Below are 19,705 nucleotides of genomic sequence, written 5' to 3'. Positions count from 1 at the left end.
CGCCCCCGCGCCAGACCATTCCGCCGGGAATGGAGACAACAGGATCTCGATGCCGACAATTCGCCGCCTTCCGGAACATCTCGTCAACCGCATTGCTGCGGGTGAAGTGGTCGAGCGCCCGGCATCGGCTCTCAAGGAACTCGTCGAGAATGCCATCGACGCCGGGGCGACGCAGATCAGCATTCGTATCGCTTCGGGCGGGCTCGACCTGATCGAGGTGACCGACGACGGATGCGGCATGACCGCCGACGAGATCGCGCTGGCGCTGGAGCGGCACGCCACCTCCAAGTTGCCGGACGAGCATATCGAGCAGGTGGCAACGCTCGGCTTTCGCGGCGAGGCGCTCCCTTCGATCGGATCGGTCGCGAGGCTGACCATCGAAAGCCGTAGGCACGACGCCAGCGAAGGATGGAAGCGGACCGTAGACCATGGCGAGGTGATAGCCGACGGCCCAGCGGCACTGCCGCCGGGGACCCGGATCCGGGTGGAACAGCTCTTCGGCAAGGTCCCCGCCCGTCGCAAGTTCCTGCGCACACCACGGTCCGAATATGCCGCCTGTCAGGACGTGGTTCGGCGCCTCGCCATGGCGCGGCCGGACTTGGGTTTCGTTCTCGAACACGATGGCCGCCGGGTCATTGCCGTGCAGCCGCGCGAGGAACTGGCAGCGCGCGTGGCCCGACTCGTCGCGCGCGAACTGGCCGAGGACGGAGTCGTCATCGAGGCGGAGCGAGGCTCGGCGCGCCTAACCGGCGTGGCGGGTCTGCCGACATTCAACCGCGGCGTTGCCGATCACCAGTACCTTTTCGTCAATGGCCGGCCGGTGAAGGACCGTCTGCTGGTCGGCGCGGTACGCGGCGCCTATGCAGACATGCTCGCACGCGATCGTCACGCCGTGCTGGCCCTGTTTCTCGACATTCCGCCGGAGGAAGTCGACGTCAACGTCCACCCCGCCAAGACCGAAGTGCGCTTTCGCGATCCCGCCTTCGTGCGTGGCTTTCTTGTCGGTGCGCTGCGCCACGCCCTCGAGGGGGCAGGGCAGAAGAGCGCGCAGCCGCCTTCCGCCAGTGCCATGGGCAACTGGCAGGTCGAACCGGTCGCTGCCTCTCCCGTTGCGGCGCCGGCGCTCGGCTCTCTGTTCGCCCGCGAATACTCCGCCCCGCGAACGTCCGTCGGGGAGTCGCGGGTTGCGGAGGCGGGGTCGGCGTGGCGTTCATACGAAGCCGAAGTCATGGCCGAGCCTGCGGCCCGCGCGGAAGCCGTTGCCCAGCAACCGGAGGAGGCACTGAGCTATCCGTTGGGCGTCGCGCGCGGGCAAGTGGCGGAAACCTATATCGTTGCCGAAGCGGAAGACGGACTGGTCATCGTCGACCAGCACGCTGCGCACGAGCGTCTCGTTCTCGAACGGCTCAAGACGGCCGGCGCCGAAGACGCGATGGTGCGCTCGCAGGCCTTGCTGCTTCCCGAAGTGGTGGAACTCGAAGAAGTCGCCTGCGACGCGCTGGAAGACAAGATCGCGGACCTGGCCCGGTTCGGCCTTGCCCTCGAGCGTTTCGGTCCGTGTGCCATGCTCGTTCGGGCCGTTCCCTCGGCGCTGGGCAAGAGCGACGTTCATGCGCTGGTACGCGACATTGCCGACGATCTCGCAAAAAACGGGGATGCGCTCCTGCTTGGCGAGAAGCTCGATCTGGTTCTCGCGACCATGGCCTGTCACGGCTCGGTGAGGGCAGGACGCTCGCTCAATGTCGCCGAAATGAATGCCCTGCTGCGCGAGATGGAACGCACCCCGCGCTCGGGCCAATGCAACCATGGCCGCCCTACGTGGGTTAAACTTGCCCATGAAGACATAGAAAAACTATTCGGGCGAAAATGATGCACATGAAGTTTTGGGCTCTGGCCGTTCCCGTCACGCTGATGGGAGCGATGCTGAACGCCTGCCAGAAGAAGGATCCGGAACGCAAGGCGCAGCAGGATGCACATGATGTGGCAATGGTGGAGCGGATGAGCCGCGCCCCGTTCAAGCCCATCGTCCCTTCACCGATCACTGCCGACGTCAGGGAACGATACGGACTCGACCGGGCCGCCTGTGCCTTCCGCAAGAAGGACGGAAGAGGACCGCTTTTTCTGGCCGGAAGTCGGGAGGGCTTCCTGAATATCGCAGGCGACATCAAGCGCTATGCCGCCAAGGCCGAAACGGCCGTTTTGCCAGGCCATGCACGCACGACCTACATCGGTTTGAGCGGCTGGGCCGACCTGGTGCGACTGCCGGACCAGGGAACGGGTGCCGATCAAAAGCGCTGGCCGGCCCGATTGATACTCCACGATGCACAGGAACGGATAGCCTACACTGCGGACGGTACGGTGACCTGCAAGGGCTGAATCAAACGGGCCGGAACAACATCCACAAGCCCATTCCGACCATGAACAGGTTCTCGGTCAGCGAGATGAAGCCCAGGGGCACGTTGCTCGATCCGCCCACGCAGGCGCATTTCAGCTCGCGCTTCTGGATGTAGACCGCATAAAAGACGGACGCTGCCCCGACCGTGCCGATGAACAGGGCAATGGGAATGGACAGCCAAGGCAGAAAGTGGGCCGTCATCAGGGCGCCTGCGGTCCATTCCAGGAACGGATAGGCATAGGAATAGGGCACCCACCGCTGCGCCAGCAGGTCGTAGCCCAGGAACATGGTCGAGAACTTCTCGATATCCTGCAGCTTGAGCATGGCCAAGAGCATCATCGTGATCGACACGAACCACTCGGCAGAAAGGATCGTCAGCGGAGTGCCCAGGGCGGCCATACTGGCAGCCAGCGCTGCCACCGCCGCAGTGATGAAAACGCAGATGACCGGCACATAGCTCGTTTCATCGCCCTTGCCCTCATCCAGCCCGAAGAAATGCCGAAGGTCCGTGTATCCACCGATGCGTTGCCCCGCGATGAAGGTTTGCGGCGTGGTCTGTACGTCGTGCTCTTCCTTGAAGGCGTCCGTCTTCTCACGTGTCGTCAGCCAGTGGTCTTCGACGTCATAGCCTCTGTGCCTGAGAAGGTGCTTGGATTTCAGGCCATAGGGACAGACATGCTTTTCCATCACCATGCGGTAGAGAACGGCTTGCTTGTTGGGATCAGACATAAGTTCGACGCTGTTTGCTGGTGTGGATTGCCCTCGTCCTTAGCCAACGCAGAGCGATCCGCTTGGTGCCCAAGAATCAAATAAATCCGGGTTCTGCGGTGATTTACGAACGACAGTTGCAGGTTTGCCGCAGCACGGCGCCGGCCAGCAACCTCGTCGGGTCACGTGAACTTGTGCTTGGCCGAGTGCATGTGCCGGCCTGCATCGAGGTCCGGAATGACGCGATAGCGGGCGACGATGATGCTGAAGATTCCGAACATCAGGAGACCCAGAGCGACGAGCGTATAGAGGAAGCCCATGTCGCGCATGTCCATGATGGCATTGCCAAGAGAAAGCGCCTCGCTGGATTGTTCGAACCAGGCGGAACGCAGCAGCGACCAGCCGATGAGCGAGAACACGAGCGCGCGGGCGGCATAGCCGAAACGCCCGAGCCAACAGGTCCAAGACGGTGCCCGCGACGATACCCGCTTCATGAAGCCCAGAGTGATCGCCTGTTTGGCCTGGTAGATTGCCGCTACGATCAGCCCGATGCCCGCGATTCCAAGAGCCAGCGAACCGAGGTCGTACGTAAGCGTGGAGGACACCATCGATTGCGTGTTGTTGCCTGCATCCTGTTTACTTCCCAGCGCGAATTTAAGGGCGGTCCAGGCGAGACCGAAATGCAGGACGGCGCTGCAGAAATGCCCTATCCGGGTCCCTATTCCCTTGGCGTCGTTGCCGTGGTTTTCTATGTCTAACAACGCACTCAGGAGACGGAACACGCCATAGCCCAACAGGCCGATGGCGGCGAGATACATGATGACGGTTCCGCCTGGGATCTCGTGCAGGTATTCCAGAGCGCCGGACTGCCCTTCCTGCACCGTACCGGACCCTGTAGAGGACAAGGCTAGATAACCGAGCAGCGCATAGACCACGCCTCTCGCGACAAAGCCGAGCCTTGCCATCCATTCGAGCTTTTCCGACTTGTCGACCATGGCGTTCGTGCCTTCTCCATTTCCCTGCAGGGAAAGGAACGCACGATGGCCGCTATTGTGCCCGGTTAGTTGCCGGGCACAGGATCACACGTTGAATTTGAAGTGCATCACGTCGCCGTCCCGCACGACGTAGTCCTTGCCTTCCTGCCTGAGCTTGCCGGCTTCCTTCGCACCGCTCTCACCGCCCAGCGAGACGAAATCGTCATAGGCAATGGTCTCGGCGCGAATGAAGCCGCGCTGCATGTCCGAATGGATCTCTCCGGCGGCCTCCGGAGCCTTGGCGCCCTTGTGCACGGTCCAGGCCCGCGCTTCCTTGGGGCCGACGGTGAAGAAGGTGAGCAGCTCCAGCAGGTCGTATCCGGCGCGAATGATGCGGGCGAGGCCGGCCTCGTGCAGGCCCATCTCCTCCAGGAACATCAGCCGCTCATCGGGCTCCATGCCCACAAGCTCTGCCTCAATGGCGGCCGAGACGGTCACGGCCGTGGCGTTCTCAGACGCCGCCTTCTCGAAGACGCGCTTGGAAAAGGCATTGCCTTCGGCAGCCGCCTCTTCCTCGACATTGCACACGTAGAGCACCGGCTTGGCCGTGAGCAGCTGCGCCTGGCGGAAGACGCGTGCTTCTTCCTCGTCCCTGGGCTCGGTCAGTCGCGCGGGCTTGCCATCGCGCAGCAACTCCAGGGTCTGGCCGAGCACCGAGGCCGCGATCTTCGCTTCCTTGTCTCCGCCGGTGGCCCGCTTCTGGGCGGCCGGCACGCGCTTCTCGAGGCTTTCGAGATCGGCCAGGAGCAGTTCGGTCTCCACCGTCTCGGCATCGGCGATGGGGTCCACCTTGTTGTCGACGTGCTGGATGTCGTCGTTCTCGAAGCAGCGCAAGACATGGATGATGGCATCCACTTCGCGAATGTTGCCGAGGAACTGGTTGCCGAGACCTTCGCCCTTGGAGGCTCCTCGGACAAGACCGGCGATGTCGACGAACGAAAGCTGGGTGGGAATGACCTTCGCCGATCCGGCAATTTCGGCGAGCTTGTCGAGGCGCGGATCGGGTACGCCGACCTGGCCGACATTGGGCTCGATGGTACAGAACGGATAGTTTGCCGCCTGCGCCGCCTGCGTCTCGGTCAGTGCATTGAACAAGGTCGACTTACCAACGTTGGGCAGGCCCACGATCCCGCAACGGAAACCCATGTGTAACTCCGGAAATGAAATTTGGCCGCCCATAGCCGCCGCAATCGGACTTGGCCAGTTTGCCGGTCGAAAACGGGCGCGGATTGTTCACGCAAGCCTTTAACGACAAAGCCGCCACCGGATGGCTCCGATGGCGGCTTCATTCCTCGGGCCCCACGGGAGTGAGGGGACGGTATTCGCCTCTTGTGGCAGTTTCCTTGATGGGCGCGTGGAAACTGCGAGGCGATATGTCGAATTTCGCAAGCGTCGTGCCAAATCGAGTTTTCCGGGAGGCAGAGTGGTTAACGGCCATCGCAGATCATGAGGCCTGTAAACTAACTCGACACATTTTCGGCTAATTTTGGCTAACGCGCTACACGCCAGCGAACCCGATCCGCAGCGCTCAGGGCTGCTGACGCAGCGCCACGTCGTTCATGAAACGCGTGTCCTCGCCGGCGGCGAGATATTCCGCCTCACCGGCAATGGCCCCCAGCATGTCCGCCAGCGGATCCATTTCCGACTTGGCAAAGTTGCCCAGAACATGGCCGGTTACCCGGTCCTTGTGGCCGGGATGACCGATACCGAGGCGAACCCGGCGGAAGTCGGGGCCCAGATGCTGGCCGATCGAGCGCAGGCCATTGTGCCCGGCATGGCCGCCGCCTTGCTTCACTTTCACCTTGAAGGGTGCGAGATCGAGTTCGTCGTGAAAGACGGTGAGCGCGGACATATCCAGCTTGTAGAAGCGCATCGCCTCGCTGACCGAGCGCCCGCTTTCATTCATGAAAGTGGCCGGCTTGAGCAGGAGGATCTTCTCGCGGCCGATGCGGCCTTCCTGCAGCCAGCCCTGAAACTTCTTCTGGACCGGGCCGAAGTCATGCACTTCGGCAATGGTGTCGACCGCCATGAACCCCACGTTGTGGCGGTGCATCGCGTATTGCGGTCCGGGATTTCCGAGGCCGACCCAAAGCTGCATGGCGAATCCGTGTCCGTAGAAATGAGAAAGGCCCCTCCCGCGCGCCGGTATGCCGGGGCGGGAAGGGCCGTTTCAAGCCAGAAGGGCTTATTCGCCTTCGGGTGCGGCTTCGGCTTCTTCTTCGCCTTCATCCTTGGTCGTGTCGCCTTCCTGGCTCTTGAGAGCGGAGGGCGCCGCGATGGTGGCGATGGTGAAGTCACGGTCGGTGATCGCCGATTCGACGCCCGAGGGCAGCGAAACGTGGCTGAAGTGGATCGATTCGCCCACGTCGAAGCCGGTCACGTCGATCACGATCTCGTCGGGAATCTTGTCCGCACCGCAAACCAGTTCCAGCTCGTGGCGCACGACGTTGAGAACGCCGCCGCGCTTGAGGCCAGGCGACTTCTCTTCGTTGATGAAGGACACCGGCACGTTCACGTGAACGGTGGCATTCTTCGCCAGCCGCAGGAAGTCGACGTGGAGCGGACGGTCGGAGACCGGGTGGAAGGCAACGTCCTTGGGAAGCGTGCGCACTTTCTTGCCGCCGACTTCAACTTCGACGATCGAGTTGAAGAAGTGACCGGTGCCGAGCTGGCGGACCAGTTCCTTTTCCTCGACGTGGATGGCTACGGGCTCCTGGTTGGAACCATAGACAACGGCGGGGACACGACCTTCACGACGCAGGGCACGGGAGGCTCCCTTGCCCGCCCGTTCGCGCGTCTCGGCCGGCAGAGTAAGCGAATCGCTCATGAGAACTTGCCTTTCGAAAACTGGATAGATTTCGGCAACGGACCGTTCATTCGGCCGGCACCGCCCATCACGCCTCCAGGGATGACCATGACGGGAAGGGCGGCCCCTTACGCGCAAAGGCGCGCAAAGGCAAGCTTCTGCGTGTTTCTGCCGGGCTATTCGATGCGGGTGACGGTGAACCCGCGCCGTGCCAGCATCGCTGGCAGGCCGTCCGGCCCCGCCATGTGCGCCGCGCCGACGGCGACGAAAGGCTTGCGACCGGCCTGCACCGCCTCGGCTATGCGCGCCGTCCAGCGGCGGTTGCGGCCGGTAAAGAGAACCTCGCGCAGTTCGGGATCGGCCAGCAGGCCCTTTCGCGTTTCCTTCTCGATCGCCGCCATGTCGCCGGTGCGCCAGGCCGCGGACAGGTTGCGATCGGGCATAGCTGCTTCGCGCACCACTGCACCAAGCAGATCGCGCTGTTCGCTCTCGGGCAGGGTGTCGAACAGGCTGAGCTGTCTTGTGGCGCCTTCGAGTTCGATGATCGGCCGCGGTCCGGCCTGCGCAACCACCGCGCGGTCGACGCCGTTGCGCGCATCGTCCTCTCCCGCCTGATTGCGCGCCAGTGTGAGCGCTGCCGCCCAGGTGTCCATCGCGGTGAAATCGCCGTCGTCGTAACCCGCCTTATCGAGCAGGGCGGCGAGCGCGGGGCGATCCTCGCGCGCCACCCGCTGCGACAGTGGAGGCTTCCCCGATGCCTTGGCCAATCGCGCGAACGTGGCCGCGACGTCTGCCTCGTCTGCCAGGTTGCCCACTTCCACGATCACGGCGCCGGCCTGGTCCAAGGCCGTCCGCACCGCGGGGGTTTCCCAGGCCAGCGGTCGGGGCGAGCTGTGGATCGTCCCGAACAGCCAGCCGATATCCCCTTGCGGGCTCTCGACCCGCCACAAGGCGGGATCGGCTTCCTGGGGTATCGCCGAGCAGCCGGCCAGTGCCAGCGCTGCAAACAGCAGGATCACCCATCGCCGCATGCGTGGGCTACTGCACCCGGGTCGTGGAAATTCCGATATGGGCTAGCTGGTCCTGAACGCTGCCCTTGCCTGCCAGGTGCCCAGCCCCCACCGCGACGAACACGGTGCCCGGCTTGTCGAGCCGCGCCTTGAGCCACTTCGCCCAGGCCTTGTTGCGGTTGGTCAGCAGGACCTTGCGCAGCTTGGGATCGTCTTCCTCTTCGTTGAGCAGCTTTGCGAGTTCGTCGGCCTTGCCCGCCTTCCAGGCCGCCACCATCGCATCGATGTCGGACTTCACCGTCGGCAGGGCTTCCACGACCTGGTCGAGATAGGTCCGCTGCACTTTGGGAGACAGGTTCTCGAAAAGCGAGATCTGGTATTCCGGGGTTTCCAGCGCCTCGTTGTCCATGTCGCGCGCCTTGGCCTTGGCCGTGATCTGCGTATCGACCCCGCTTTCGAGGTTGTAGCCGGATAGCTGCAGGGGAAACATCGTGAGCATCAACGCCGCGTACCACGCGTCGTTCTGGTCGAAGACCTGCGGCGGCAGACCGAGCGAGGCCATGCCCGCCTCGTAGTCCGCCCGCTCCTTGTCGGTCATCGTCTCGCGCAGCGTCTTGCCGTCCTCGCGCTGGCTCATCTTCATGATGATTCCTTGCGACTGCTTGGCCGCATCCAGCGGGATTTCGGTGACCAGTTCGGTGGAATCGTCGAAGGCCCGGGATATCGGTCCGGCATACCAGGCAATGTCTTCGGGCAGGATATGGATCGTGCCGAAAAGCCAGATGGTGGTGTCATCGTCGGCCACCTTCCATAGCGCCGGCCTGGCCGGTTCGACCGCCGCTGTCTCTGCAGGCGGCTGCTCCACGTCGTCCGCAAAAGCGGGCAGGGCGGAGAACAGGGCCACGGCACAGGCGGCGGAGCGAAGCAGGGTCTTGATCGGGGTCATGGTCATAGCAATGTGTGACAAAGGCCAAACGCCGGCTTAATGCAAGCAAGCTTTGTGGATTGCGCCCTTGCTCCAAGCCCTGTTGATTTGCCCGGTGCGATCCGCCAAAGGCCGCGCAGTCACGAACGACACCACGATTTTTCGACGGAACCGCGATGTCTACCGCCGCTTCAAAGGCTGACACCCAGCCGCTCAGCTTCCAGGACATGATCCTGACGCTCCACAATTTCTGGAGCGCCCAAGGGTGCCTGATCCTTCAGCCCTACGACATGCGCATGGGCGCCGGTACGTTCCACCCGGCAACGACGCTGCGGGCGCTGGGCCCCGAACCGTGGAAAGCGGCCTACGTCCAGCCTTCGCGCCGCCCGACCGACGGCCGCTATGGCGAGAACCCGAACCGTCTGCAGCACTACTACCAGTATCAGGTGATCCTGAAGCCGAACCCGGAGAACCTGCAGGAACTCTACCTCCAGAGCCTCGCCGCGATCGGCATCAATCCGCTGGCGCACGATATCCGTTTTGTCGAGGACGACTGGGAAAGCCCGACGCTGGGTGCCTGGGGGCTGGGCTGGGAAGTCTGGTGCGACGGTATGGAAGTGACGCAGTTCACCTACTTCCAGCAGGTCGGCGGTTTCGACTGCAAGCCGGTCGCGGGCGAGCTGACTTACGGCCTCGAACGCCTCGCGATGTACATCCAGGGCGTCGACTGGGTCTATGACCTGCGTTTCAACAACGAAGGCGTGAGCTACGGCGACGTCTTCCTCGCCAACGAGCAGCAGCAGTCGAAGTACAACTTCGAGATTGCCGACACGGACTCGCTCTTCGCCGGCTTCAAGGCCGCCGAGGCCGAGTGCATGCGCTGCATCGACGCCAAGATCCCGCTTGCGGCCTACGATCAGGCCATCGAGGCCAGCCACCTGTTCAACCTGCTGCAGGCGCGCGGTGTCATCTCGGTGCAGGAACGCGCCAGCTACATCGGCCGCGTCCGCGATCTCGCCAAGGGATCGTGCGAGGCCTGGATCGAAAAGAACAAGGACGAGTGGGAAGCGAAATTCCCGGGGTGGACCGTATGACCACAATGAGCAAATTCGTCGTCCCAGCGAAGGCTGGGACCGCTGTAATTCCGGCAGGCGGCCCCCGCCTGCGCGAGGGCTGCGGAGAAAATCATGACTGATTTTCTCCTTGAACTCCGCTCCGAGGAAATCCCCGCCCGCATGCAGGCCGGCGCGCGCGCCGATCTGGAAAAGCTGTTCCGCAAGGAAATGGACGCTGCCGGCGTTGCGCTGGGCCACATCATCGTGTGGTCGACCCCACGCCGACTTGCGCTGATCGCCAAGGATCTGCCCGAGACGACCGAGGCCGTGCGTGAAGAGACCAAGGGCCCGGCCACCAGCGCGCCCGAGCAGGCGCTCGAAGGCTTCCTGCGCAAGACCGGGCTGACGAAGGACCAGCTCGAAGTTCGCGAGATCAAGGGCAAGCAGACGTACTTCGCGGTCGTCGAAAAGCCCGGCCGCGCGGTGAAGGACGTACTGGCAGAGGCGATCCCGGCCATCGTCCGCGGTTTCCCGTGGCCCAAGTCGCAGCGCTGGGGCGAAGCCTCGATCAGCACCGAGAGCCTGCGCTGGGTGCGCCCGCTGTCCGGCATCGTCGCAATCTTCGGCGAGGAACTGGTCGAATGCGAAGTGGGCGGCATCAAGTCAGGCTATGCCACGCTGGGCCATCGCTTCCATGCGCCGGGCGAGATCACCATCGGCGGCGAGCACGACTACGCCCGCAAGCTTTCCGCCTGCCACGTGATCGTCGATCACGAGGAACGCCAGAACCTCATCCGCGACGAGGCCCGCAATGCCGCAGAGGCTGCCGGACTGACGCTGGTCGAGGACGAGGGGCTGGTGATCGAGAACGCCGGCCTTACCGAATGGCCCGTGCCGTTGCTCGGCCGCTTCGACGAGGCCTTTCTGGAAGTTCCGCCCGAAGTGATCCAGCTCACCGCGCGCGTGAACCAGAAGTATTTCGTGTGCGAGAAGGACGGCAAGCTTGCCAATGCCTTCGTCTGCACCGCGAACATCGACGCCAGCGACGGCGGCGAAGCGATCGTCGCAGGCAACCGCAAGGTCCTTGCAGCCCGCCTGTCCGATGCTCGCTTCTTCTGGGAGCAGGACAAGAAAACCAAGCTCTCGGAACACGCCGAAAAGCTGGGCCGCATCACGTTCCACGAGAAGCTGGGCACCGTCGCCGACAAGGTCGAGCGTGTGGCCAAACTGGCCCGCTGGCTGGTCGAGGAACAAATCGTCACCCCAGCGAAGGCTGGGGTCGCTGGCGATGGCGCCGCGACGGGAGCGGTCCCAGCCTTCGCTGGGACGACGGAAGAACTGGCCGATCAGGCCGAACTCGCCGCGCGGCTGTGCAAGGCGGACCTCGTCACCGAAATGGTCGGCGAGTTTCCCGAACTGCAGGGTCTGATGGGCGGCTACTACGCCCGCGCCGAGGGCCTGCCCGATGCCGTGGCCGACGCCATCCGCGATCACTACAAGCCGGTGGGGCAGGGCGACGAGGTCCCGACTGCGCCGGTGACGGTGGCAGTGTCGCTGGCGGATAAGCTGGATACGATTGCGAGCTTTTTTCACTGTTTTGTTCAATTGGAGCCGACCGGCTCAAAGGATCCCTTCGCGCTTAGGCGAGCTGCTCTTGGCGTAATCTCCATAGTCGTCGCAAATGCACTGCGCTTGCCGCTGTCTAACCTTCTAAAAGAGCACGAGCCTACTGTAATGAAGGCTATCGAAAGCGCAGCACGCAGCGTGGATGGCGGCGACAGGGCGGTTATGTTTGGCTATACAGGTTCGAAGCCGGAGCCGGACGAGCAGTTGGTCAATTCGGTTACGTCGTTCTTCGCCGACCGCCTCAAGGTCCAGCAGAAGGAAGCCGGCGTCCGCCACGACCTGATCGACGCGGTGTTCGCTCTTGGCGGTGAGGATGATCTCGTCCGCCTGCTCGCCCGTGTTCATGCGCTTCAGGCCTTCGTCGCGACCGAGGACGGCACCAACCTGCTCGCCGGCTACAAGCGCGCAGCCAACATCCTTAAGAAGGAGGACTGGAAGGGCTCCGGCAAGTCCGAAGGCATCGAGCGTACCGGCGAGGAAGATCCGCTCGCGCTGGTCGACGATCCCGATCTGGCCCCGATCGTCGCTGCGGAATTTGCTGCGCACAATTCGCTGTCCTACACGCCCGAACCGGCGGAAAAGGCTCTGATCGAGGCCCTCGATCAGGCCGAGCCGCAGGCGGCCGATGCTGTCGAGAAGGAAGATTTCGCCGCGGCAATGGCAGCATTGGCCTCGCTCAGAAAGCCTATCGATGCGTTTTTTGAAGAGGTGACGGTGAACGATTCCGATCCCAATAAGAGAACCGCGCGTCTCGCATTGCTTGATCGTTTTCGTGTTGCAGTGCACAACGTGGCCGATTTCTCGCGGATCGAGGGGTAGGACTTTCCTCCTCTGGACCGTGTCAACTGTGTCAACCCAAGCGACCAAGTACAGAAAGACAGGGGATAGATGAGCAGGCAGGTCTACACGTTCGGTGGCGGAGCAAAGCACGACGATCCGCGCGCCAGGGACAAGATCATCACCGGCGGCAAGGGCGCGAACCTTGCGGAAATGGCCGGAATCGGCCTGCCGGTACCTCCGGGTTTCACGATCACCACCGAACAGTGCGTGCAGTATCTGGCCGAAGGCGGGGACTTCTCGGACGAACTGCGCGCGGACGTTGCCGAAGCGCTGACGCACATCGAGAAGACCGTCGGCAAGTCCTTCGGCGATGCCGCCGACCCACTGCTGGTTTCGGTCCGCTCTGGCGCCCGCGTCTCGATGCCGGGCATGATGGACACCGTCCTCAACCTCGGCCTCAACGACGAGACTGTCGAAGGTCTCGCCAGGACGTCTGGCGACGACCGCTTCGCGTGGGACAGCTACCGCCGTTTCATCCAGATGTACTCAGACGTCGTGCTCGGCGTGGAGCACCATCTGTTCGAGGAAGCGCTGGAAATCGCCAAGGAAGACAGCGGCTACCTCAACGACGTCGAGATGACCGCCGACGACTGGCGCAAGATCGTCAAGCAATACAAGGACATCGTCGCCAGCGAGCTGGACCATCCGTTCCCGCAGGACGTGAACGAGCAACTCTGGGGCGCGATCCGCGCGGTGTTCGATTCCTGGGATTCCGAGCGCGCCAAGGTCTATCGCCGCCTGAACGACATTCCCGGAGGCTGGGGCACGGCTGTGAACGTGCAGGCCATGGTCTTCGGCAACATGGGCGACACCTCCGCCACCGGCGTCGCCTTCACCCGCGACCCGGCGACCGGCGAGAAGGCCTATTACGGCGAGTACCTCGTCAACGCACAGGGCGAAGACGTCGTCGCCGGCATCCGCACACCGCAGTATCTGACCAAGGCCGCACGCGAGAAAGCCGGGGCCAAGCCGCTCTCGATGGAAGAGGCCATGCCCAAGGCCTATGCCGAACTGGCCGCAGTCTTCGAGCTGCTCGAGAAGCACTACCGCGACATGCAGGACATCGAATTCACGGTGCAGCAGGGCAAGCTGTGGATGCTGCAGACCCGCTCGGGCAAGCGCACCGCCAAGGCCGCTTTGAAGATGGCGGTCGATATGGTCGGCGAAGGACTCATCGACGAGGCCACCGCGATCAAGCGCGTCGATCCCATGGCGCTCGACCAGCTTCTTCACCCGACGCTCGATCCCAAGGCCCCACGCGACATTCTCGGCCGTGGCCTGCCCGCCTCGCCGGGTGCGGCCTCGGGCCAGATCGTGCTCGATGCCGATACCGCCGAAAAGCGCGCGGAAATGGGCGAGGCGGTCATTCTCGTGCGCGTCGAGACCTCGCCGGAGGACATTCACGGCATGCACGCGGCCAAGGGCATCCTGACCGCGCGCGGCGGCATGACCAGTCACGCCGCCGTGGTGGCGCGCGGCATGGGGCGTCCCTGTGTGTCGGGCGCCTCGGGCCTGTCGATCGACATGAAGACCCGCACGCTCAAGATGGGCGGGCGCGAGCTCAAGGAAGGCGATATCCTCACGCTCGACGGCGCTTCGGGCGATATCATGGCCGGCGAAGTGCCGACCATCGAGCCCGAACTGGCCGGCGATTTCGCCACGCTGATGGAATGGGCCGACAAGCACCGCCGCATGAAAGTGCGCACCAACGCCGAAACGCCGGCGGACTGCAAGATGGCGCGCCAGTTCGGCGCCGAAGGCATCGGCCTGTGCCGCACCGAACACATGTTCTTCGATGCCAGCCGCATTTCCGCCGTGCGCCAGATGATTCTGGCCGAGGACGAGGCCGGCCGCCGCGGCGCGCTTGAAAAGCTGCTTCCCGAACAGCGCGCGGACTTTCACGAGATCTTCGACATCATGCGCGGCCTGCCGGTGACGATCCGCCTGCTCGACCCGCCGCTGCACGAATTCGTGCCGCACGAGGATGCCGAGTTCGCGGAACTCTCCGACGAGATCGGCATCGGCGTCGATACGCTGAAGCGTCGCGCGAGCGAATTGCATGAGTTCAACCCGATGCTCGGCCACCGCGGCTGCCGCCTCGGCGTGACCTTCCCCGAAATCTACGAGATGCAGGCCCGCGCAATCTTCGAGGCGGCCTGCGACGTGGCTGCCGAGCATGGCGAAGCGATCGTGCCGGAAATCATGATCCCGCTGGTGGCGACGGCCAAGGAACTGGAAATCCTCAAGGCACTCGTGGCCAAGGTCGCAACGCAGGTCTTCGAGGAGAAGGGGGCCACGCTTGAATACATGGTCGGCACCATGATCGAGCTGCCACGCGCGGCGCTGATGGCGGGCGAGATCGCCGAAGCGGGCGAGTTCTTCTCGTTCGGGACCAACGACCTTACCCAGACCACGCTGGGCCTTTCGCGCGACGACGCAGGCAAGTTCCTGCCGACCTATGTTCAGAAGGGCATCTTCGCCCGCGACCCCTTCGTCAGCCTCGACATCGAGGGCGTCGGCCAGCTTGTCGAGCTGGCTGCCGAACGCGGACGCAAGACGCGCCCGGACATCAAGCTCGGCATCTGCGGCGAGCACGGCGGTGATCCGGCCTCTATCGCGTTCTGCGAGAAGACTGGCCTCGATTACGTCAGCGCATCGCCCTATCGGGTGCCGATTGCGCGTCTGGCGGCAGCGCAGGCGGCGCTGACCTGAAGACCCTGCGGGCTGGAAGTCAGCGCTTCCAGCCCGACAACGTCAGGATCTCGAACACTTCGACCGTGCGACCGTCTTTGCCGGCAGCGGCAAAGGCATCGCGCGCGCGCGCCAGTGCCTCCTTGCCCAGGGGCGGGCCCGGGTCGGCAAGGACATTGGAGAGCCCCTGCGCCCGCAAGTCTCTTACGAGACGGTCGAGGCTTCGGAAGGCAACCTTGAGCGGCCTCTGATCGATCACGGGGTCGGAAAACAGCGTGCGCTGGAGCAGTTGCCCGCCGGCACGCACATCGATGGAGGGATGAAGGCGCGGGGAAGGGCGGTCCCCATCGGCTGTCAGCATGACCTCGCGCAGGACCGGCAGGGTCCCCGCCGAGACGAAGCTGGCGATCATCATGCCGCCGGGAGCAAGCGCCTTGCGGATGTGCACGAGAGCGCCGGGCACGTCGTTGACGGTGTCGAGCGTACCCAGGCTCACGATCAGATCGAAGCCCTCGAAGGGATAAGGCTGCTCCTCGGCAAAGCCTTGCGCGGGCTCCGCTTCGGTCACCGACACCCCGTGCGCTGCCAGCGCACGACCGAGTTCCCCGCTGTAATCGCCGATGACGAGTGCGCGCCCCGGTTCGAAGCGCAGGAAGGCAAGCCGTTCCATCACGTCTTCGACCATGTCGTCGATCAGATAGCGCGGCGCATCCCGCTTGGCCTGAAATGCCACCATGCGGCGTCTTGCGGCCATTCGGCGGGTGGGAGAAAAGATGCGGGGCGGTGCTTTGCTGGCCATGCCCATCCCCTGCAACCTCGATGAAATCCTTGCAACCGGTTGTCGTGCTCCATGGCGTCGTTAGCTTGCGGCGGCATGCGCGTTGCCCGATCTCTGGCGCCACTCGTCGACCTGGTCTTTCCGCCGCGTTGCCCGTTGTGCGGCGATGCCATCGGCGCGCAAACCGGCCTGTGCGCGGCTTGCTGGAGCGGACTGGTCATCCCGGGTCAACCGGCTTGCATCAGCTGCGGCCGGCCCTTCGGCGAAGCCATGCCCGAAGGCGCCTCCTGCGCTCCGTGCCTGGCCAGCCCACCACGCCATGATGGGATCGCCGCTGCCACGCTCTACAATGAAACATCGCGGAAGCTGGTTCTTGCACTCAAGCATGGCAACCGCATTGCCCTGGCTCCGTTCATGGCGGACCTCATCGTCCCGCACCTTGCATCGACGGACCGCAACTGGCTCATCGTTCCAGTCCCGCTGCACCGCTGGCGTCTGTGGAGGCGCGGGTACAACCAGGCCGCGGAACTGGCGCGCCACGTCGCCATGCGCTGTCAAACCCGGTTGGCCGTCGATGCGCTTGTTCGCCGCAGAGCCACGCCGTCGCTGGGCGGGCTCGGCAAGAAGGCGCGCAAGCGGACGCTCAGCGGTGCGATTATCGTCAATCCGCGCTGGGGATCGGCCCTGAAAGGGGCCGACATCGTCCTCGTGGATGACGTTCTTACCAGCGGCGCAACCAGTGATTCCTGCGTTTCCGTGCTCAAGAAGACCGGGGCCAAGACTGTGGTCGTGGCATGCTTCGCCCGCGTCCTGGACGAGCTGGTGAACGGGGCGTGAGAGGCCCCGCAAATACGAAAACGCCCGAAACTACTGGAGTTCCGGGCGTCCTCGTGACGAAACCGTTAGACCCTGCCGAGCAGTTAAACGGCACCCCTGGCTGCCGTACGGTCAGATCCCTCATCGTTTGAAGTCGACGTGGATCTTCTCACACGTCGACCTCATCGTCCCTGAACCGTGGCGCTTGTATGTCAGCGACCTGTGGGTCAGAAGCAGCCCCCCAGCTGCATGCATAAAATCCGATGAATCCGGCATTTTGAAAAGAGGATTCGCGCTGATACGTGGATTTTACCCCTCAGCTGTGGTTATCGTGCAACATTAAAATACTGAAAGCTCAATCGAGGAAATCTCCGTAAATGACCGAAGTCTCTACCGCTGAACGGGAACTTGGCACCGCTTTCCTGCCGCGCTTCGATGCCAATGGATTGCTGATCGCGATTGCCGTGGACTCGGAGTCCAGGGAGATCTTGATGGTCGCCTACATGGATGCGGAGGCGCTGCAAAAGACCCGTGAAACCGGACTGGCCCATTTCCATTCGCGTTCCCGCGGCAAGCTGTGGCTCAAGGGAGAAACGTCCGGCCATTTCCTTCGCGTCGAAGAAATCCGCGTCGATTGCGACCAGGATGCCCTGGAACTTCTGGTCAAGCCGGAAGGGCCGGCATGCCATACCGGCGCCCGAAGCTGCTTCTACCGGCGACTGGACGGCGACACGCTTCGAAAATTTATCCCTTAAGAAAAATTAACCTTTGTTAATAAAACGAAATTAAGTCCACGAGGCGACTTTCAAGTCGATGAATTCATCGGTTTCGCGGCTTGTCGCACGAGGGTCGGGCATCATCGTCTGGCCTCGAATGCAGCGGTTCAAGTCCGGGTTTTCCTTTCGAGTTCATCAAGATCGCGAGTGATCTCGCGTCGTCGCGCGATACCCACAGAAGAACCGGCATCCCGGCCGGATGCCGCAACGCAGACATGGCCGGGAAGGCCAGGATGAAACACGTCCATTTCAGAGGAGACGTCCATGGTTAAACGCATCACGCGTTGCATCGGCACTGCCGCCGCAATGGCTCTCGTTCCCACTGCCGCAAGCGCAGGAACCAAGGCAAAGCAGTCCGTGCCGCATATCTCGACCTCGGATTTCAAGGAGGCCGTGTTCAACAGCTACGATGAACCGCCCGGCCGCGCCGAACACGGCAATGGCAACGGGTATGGCACCGACGCCCCCGACGAGGGCAGCCACAAGGGGTGGGACAACGGAAACCATTTCGGTTGGGGTAACGGCCGCAACGGCTCTGGCGGCTCCTGAGAGCTACCGACATCTTGAAGCCTTCATGGTCGCTCCATCATCACGGATGGGGGCGACCATTTTTTCGGCCTGTGTCAGGTCAGGATTTCGTCGAACAGACTGGTCATCGCCGCCCATGACTGCCGGTCCGCGCTCGCGTTGTACTTGACGGCATCGAACCCGCGGGCGTCGCTGCCGGGATCCGTGAATCCGTGGCGGACGTTGCTGTAGGAATGGAAGTGCCAGTCTGCACCGGCACGATCCATTTCCTCCCAGAAGGCCATGACCTGATCGCGCGGTACCAGAGGGTCCGCATCCCCGTGGCAGACAAGCAAGCGCGCGTTGATCGCGCCGGGTTCTGCCGGTTTTCCGGTAGACAGTATCCCGTGAAAGCTGACGGCCGCGAGCAGATCCTGTCCATCGCGCGCAGCCTCGAGCGCCGCCTGTCCGCCCATGCAATAGCCTATGGCCATCATCGCCAGCCCCTTGGCTTCGGGCAGGCCACGCAAGGTCGCCACTCCGGCAGCCAGCCTGCCGCGATAATGCGAGGCGTCCGCGCGAAGATCGTCGGCCAGAGCACGCACGGCCTCGGGTTCATCGGCCGCATCGCCGTAGAAATCCGCCACCATTGCCAGATATCCCTCCTCGGCGAGCATCCTGGCGCGCCGTTCCACCGCGGCGTTGAAATTGGCAATGGTCGGAAAGACGATGACAGCAGCACGCGGGGTGCCTTCGGGGCGCGCGAGCCACCCTGTAAGGTCCTTGTCCGCGTGGCTGTAGGCGATGGGCTCCAGTGCCATCATTCCGGCAGGAAATCGGGAACGGAAAGATAGCGCTCGCCGGTATCGTAATTGAAGCCGAGCACGCGGCTGCCGGCCGGCAGGTCCTTCAGCCTCTGCGCGATCGCCGCCAGCGTCGCCCCCGAACTGATGCCGACCAGCATGCCCTCCTTGGTTGCACACTGCCGGGCCATTTCCTTGGCATCGGCGGGATCGACCTGGATCGCGCCATCGATCGACTGCGTATGCAGATTGGCCGGAATGAAGCCGGCACCGATGCCCTGGATCGGGTGCGGACCGGGCTGCCCGCCGGAGATGACAGGGGAAAGCGTCGGTTCCACGGCGTAGGCCTTCATTTCGGGCCAGGATTTCTTCAGCGTTTCGGCGCAGCCGGTCAGGTGGCCGCCGGTACCAACGCCGGTGATCAGCACGTCGATCGGCGTATCGGCGAAATCGTCGAGGATTTCCCGGGACGTCGTCTTCACGTGGATGTCGACATTGGCCGGATTGTCGAACTGCTGCGGCATCCAGGAGCCGGGCGTGGAGTCGATCAATTCCCTGGCGCGGTCGATGGCGCCCTTCATGCCCTTTTCACGCGGCGTAAGGTCAAACTGCGCGCCATAGGCGAGCATGAGACGGCGCCGTTCGATGGACATCGATTCAGGCATGACCAGGATCAGCTTGTAACCTTTGACGGCCGCCGCCATGGCGAGGCCGATACCGGTGTTGCCCGAGGTCGGTTCGATGATCGTTCCGCCCGGTTTGAGGCTGCCGTCCGCCTCTGCCGCTTCGATCATGGCGAGCCCGATGCGATCCTTGATCGATCCGCCCGGATTGGCGCGCTCTGCCTTTACCCAGACCTCGTGATCAGGAAACAGGCGCGAAAGGCGAATGTGCGGGGTATTGCCGATGGTGGCGAGAATGCTTTCGGCTTTCAT

General features: G+C 63.3%; 18 protein-coding genes. 8 read left to right on the top strand and 10 right to left on the bottom strand.

The genetic code is table 11. The features are described from left to right. Positions 1-49: 49 nt before the first annotated feature. Together mutL and LK12_RS10635 are read left to right on the top strand one after the other, a co-directional pair. The gene (gene mutL, locus LK12_RS10640; RefSeq protein ID WP_039283273.1) at positions 50-1,870 is read left to right on the top strand and encodes a DNA mismatch repair endonuclease MutL; all 1,821 of its coding nucleotides are present in this window, start codon (positions 50-52) and stop codon (positions 1,868-1,870) included. Further along, positions 1,870-2,376: a hypothetical protein gene (locus LK12_RS10635; RefSeq protein ID WP_231568318.1), complete on the top strand. Its 507-nt coding sequence runs from the start codon at positions 1,870-1,872 to the stop codon at positions 2,374-2,376. The genes mutL and LK12_RS10635 overlap by 1 nt, the downstream gene beginning before the upstream one ends. Before the next feature lies 1 nt (position 2,377). Here the strand turns inward: LK12_RS10635 and LK12_RS10630 are convergent, their stop codons facing one another. From LK12_RS10630 to LK12_RS10600, 7 genes are all read right to left on the bottom strand, one after another. Continuing rightward, positions 2,378-3,124 (bottom strand): MauE/DoxX family redox-associated membrane protein, encoded by a 747-nt coding sequence (locus LK12_RS10630; RefSeq protein ID WP_039283270.1) that lies wholly within the window; start codon positions 3,122-3,124, stop codon positions 2,378-2,380. Between the two features lie 161 nt (positions 3,125-3,285). Continuing rightward, on the bottom strand, positions 3,286-4,098 hold the full coding sequence (locus LK12_RS10625; protein WP_039283268.1) for a DUF1206 domain-containing protein: 813 nt from the start codon (positions 4,096-4,098) through the stop codon (positions 3,286-3,288). Positions 4,099-4,182: 84 nt separating this feature from the next. Continuing rightward, positions 4,183-5,283 (bottom strand): redox-regulated ATPase YchF, encoded by a 1,101-nt coding sequence (gene ychF, locus LK12_RS10620; protein ID WP_039283265.1) that lies wholly within the window; start codon positions 5,281-5,283, stop codon positions 4,183-4,185. 382 nt (positions 5,284-5,665) lie between these two features. Then, complete coding sequence (pth, locus tag LK12_RS10615) at positions 5,666-6,235, bottom strand: aminoacyl-tRNA hydrolase (protein ID WP_039283263.1); 570 nt, start codon at positions 6,233-6,235, stop codon at positions 5,666-5,668. Positions 6,236-6,322: 87 nt separating this feature from the next. Continuing rightward, positions 6,323-6,964 carry a 50S ribosomal protein L25/general stress protein Ctc gene (locus LK12_RS10610; RefSeq protein WP_039283261.1) on the bottom strand — a complete coding sequence of 214 codons (642 nt, stop codon included), beginning with the start codon at positions 6,962-6,964 and terminating at the stop codon, positions 6,323-6,325. Positions 6,965-7,119: 155 nt separating this feature from the next. Beyond that, positions 7,120-7,974, bottom strand: a complete 855-nt coding sequence (locus LK12_RS10605; protein ID WP_039283258.1) for a TraB/GumN family protein — start codon at positions 7,972-7,974, stop codon at positions 7,120-7,122. A 7-nt stretch (positions 7,975-7,981) separates the two neighbouring features. Further along, positions 7,982-8,905 carry a TraB/GumN family protein gene (locus LK12_RS10600; protein WP_156135448.1) on the bottom strand — a complete coding sequence of 308 codons (924 nt, stop codon included), beginning with the start codon at positions 8,903-8,905 and terminating at the stop codon, positions 7,982-7,984. 149 nt (positions 8,906-9,054) lie between these two features. Here LK12_RS10600 and LK12_RS10595 point away from each other — a divergent pair, with 149 nt between their 5' ends. From LK12_RS10595 to ppdK, 3 genes are all read left to right on the top strand, one after another. Next, the gene (locus LK12_RS10595) at positions 9,055-9,972 is read left to right on the top strand and encodes a glycine--tRNA ligase subunit alpha (protein ID WP_039283255.1); all 918 of its coding nucleotides are present in this window, start codon (positions 9,055-9,057) and stop codon (positions 9,970-9,972) included. A 93-nt stretch (positions 9,973-10,065) separates the two neighbouring features. Beyond that, complete coding sequence (glyS, locus tag LK12_RS10590) at positions 10,066-12,378, top strand: glycine--tRNA ligase subunit beta (protein WP_039283252.1); 2,313 nt, start codon at positions 10,066-10,068, stop codon at positions 12,376-12,378. A gap of 69 nt (positions 12,379-12,447) precedes the next feature. After that, positions 12,448-15,111, top strand: a complete 2,664-nt coding sequence (ppdK, locus tag LK12_RS10585) for a pyruvate, phosphate dikinase (RefSeq protein WP_039283250.1) — start codon at positions 12,448-12,450, stop codon at positions 15,109-15,111. A 19-nt stretch (positions 15,112-15,130) separates the two neighbouring features. On the opposite strand, the gene LK12_RS10580 is transcribed toward ppdK, so the two are convergent. Then, positions 15,131-15,889: a class I SAM-dependent methyltransferase gene (locus LK12_RS10580; RefSeq protein WP_039285131.1), complete on the bottom strand. Its 759-nt coding sequence runs from the start codon at positions 15,887-15,889 to the stop codon at positions 15,131-15,133. A 51-nt stretch (positions 15,890-15,940) separates the two neighbouring features. Here LK12_RS10580 and LK12_RS10575 point away from each other — a divergent pair, with 51 nt between their 5' ends. The 3 genes from LK12_RS10575 to LK12_RS10565 all read left to right on the top strand — a co-directional run bounded on the left by LK12_RS10575 (position 15,941) and on the right by LK12_RS10565 (position 18,009). Continuing rightward, positions 15,941-16,705, top strand: a complete 765-nt coding sequence (locus LK12_RS10575) for a double zinc ribbon domain-containing protein (protein ID WP_407938149.1) — start codon at positions 15,941-15,943, stop codon at positions 16,703-16,705. A 356-nt stretch (positions 16,706-17,061) separates the two neighbouring features. Then, entirely contained in the window at positions 17,062-17,439 is a 378-nt protein-coding gene (gene hisI / locus LK12_RS10570) for a phosphoribosyl-AMP cyclohydrolase (protein ID WP_039283247.1), read from the top strand. A gap of 285 nt (positions 17,440-17,724) precedes the next feature. Next, positions 17,725-18,009, top strand: coding sequence for a hypothetical protein (locus LK12_RS10565; RefSeq protein WP_039283243.1), 285 nt, complete (start codon positions 17,725-17,727; stop codon positions 18,007-18,009). A gap of 74 nt (positions 18,010-18,083) precedes the next feature. Here LK12_RS10565 and LK12_RS10560 read toward each other — a convergent pair whose 3' ends face one another. Next, complete coding sequence (locus LK12_RS10560; protein WP_039283240.1) at positions 18,084-18,791, bottom strand: dienelactone hydrolase family protein; 708 nt, start codon at positions 18,789-18,791, stop codon at positions 18,084-18,086. Continuing rightward, positions 18,788-19,705: a cysteine synthase A gene (cysK, locus tag LK12_RS10555; RefSeq protein WP_039283236.1), complete on the bottom strand. Its 918-nt coding sequence runs from the start codon at positions 19,703-19,705 to the stop codon at positions 18,788-18,790. The genes LK12_RS10560 and cysK overlap by 4 nt, the downstream gene beginning before the upstream one ends.

This window comes from Novosphingobium malaysiense, from assembly GCF_000802225.1.
Classification (GTDB): Bacteria; Pseudomonadota; Alphaproteobacteria; order Sphingomonadales; family Sphingomonadaceae; genus Novosphingobium; species Novosphingobium malaysiense.
This window is presented reverse-complemented; position numbering and strand designations above follow the sequence as displayed.

Excerpts from the sequence above, each read along its gene's own strand:
- mutL (WP_039283273.1), top strand. The coding sequence starts at position 50 with ATGCCGACAATTCGCCGCCTTCCGGAACATCTCGTCAACCGCATTGCT.
- LK12_RS10635 (WP_231568318.1), top strand. The coding sequence starts at position 1,870 with ATGCACATGAAGTTTTGGGCTCTGGCCGTTCCCGTCACGCTGATGGGA.
- LK12_RS10630 (WP_039283270.1), bottom strand. The coding sequence starts at position 3,124 with ATGTCTGATCCCAACAAGCAAGCCGTTCTCTACCGCATGGTGATGGAA.
- LK12_RS10625 (WP_039283268.1), bottom strand. The coding sequence starts at position 4,098 with ATGGTCGACAAGTCGGAAAAGCTCGAATGGATGGCAAGGCTCGGCTTT.
- ychF (WP_039283265.1), bottom strand. The coding sequence starts at position 5,283 with ATGGGTTTCCGTTGCGGGATCGTGGGCCTGCCCAACGTTGGTAAGTCG.
- pth (WP_039283263.1), bottom strand. The coding sequence starts at position 6,235 with ATGCAGCTTTGGGTCGGCCTCGGAAATCCCGGACCGCAATACGCGATG.
- LK12_RS10610 (WP_039283261.1), bottom strand. The coding sequence starts at position 6,964 with ATGAGCGATTCGCTTACTCTGCCGGCCGAGACGCGCGAACGGGCGGGC.
- LK12_RS10605 (WP_039283258.1), bottom strand. The coding sequence starts at position 7,974 with ATGCGGCGATGGGTGATCCTGCTGTTTGCAGCGCTGGCACTGGCCGGC.
- LK12_RS10600 (WP_156135448.1), bottom strand. The coding sequence starts at position 8,905 with ATGACCATGACCCCGATCAAGACCCTGCTTCGCTCCGCCGCCTGTGCC.
- LK12_RS10595 (WP_039283255.1), top strand. The coding sequence starts at position 9,055 with ATGTCTACCGCCGCTTCAAAGGCTGACACCCAGCCGCTCAGCTTCCAG.
- glyS (WP_039283252.1), top strand. The coding sequence starts at position 10,066 with ATGACTGATTTTCTCCTTGAACTCCGCTCCGAGGAAATCCCCGCCCGC.
- ppdK (WP_039283250.1), top strand. The coding sequence starts at position 12,448 with ATGAGCAGGCAGGTCTACACGTTCGGTGGCGGAGCAAAGCACGACGAT.
- LK12_RS10580 (WP_039285131.1), bottom strand. The coding sequence starts at position 15,889 with ATGGCCAGCAAAGCACCGCCCCGCATCTTTTCTCCCACCCGCCGAATG.
- LK12_RS10575 (WP_407938149.1), top strand. The coding sequence starts at position 15,941 with ATGGCGTCGTTAGCTTGCGGCGGCATGCGCGTTGCCCGATCTCTGGCG.
- hisI (WP_039283247.1), top strand. The coding sequence starts at position 17,062 with ATGACCGAAGTCTCTACCGCTGAACGGGAACTTGGCACCGCTTTCCTG.
- LK12_RS10565 (WP_039283243.1), top strand. The coding sequence starts at position 17,725 with ATGGTTAAACGCATCACGCGTTGCATCGGCACTGCCGCCGCAATGGCT.
- LK12_RS10560 (WP_039283240.1), bottom strand. The coding sequence starts at position 18,791 with ATGATGGCACTGGAGCCCATCGCCTACAGCCACGCGGACAAGGACCTT.
- cysK (WP_039283236.1), bottom strand. The coding sequence starts at position 19,705 with ATGAAAGCCGAAAGCATTCTCGCCACCATCGGCAATACCCCGCACATT.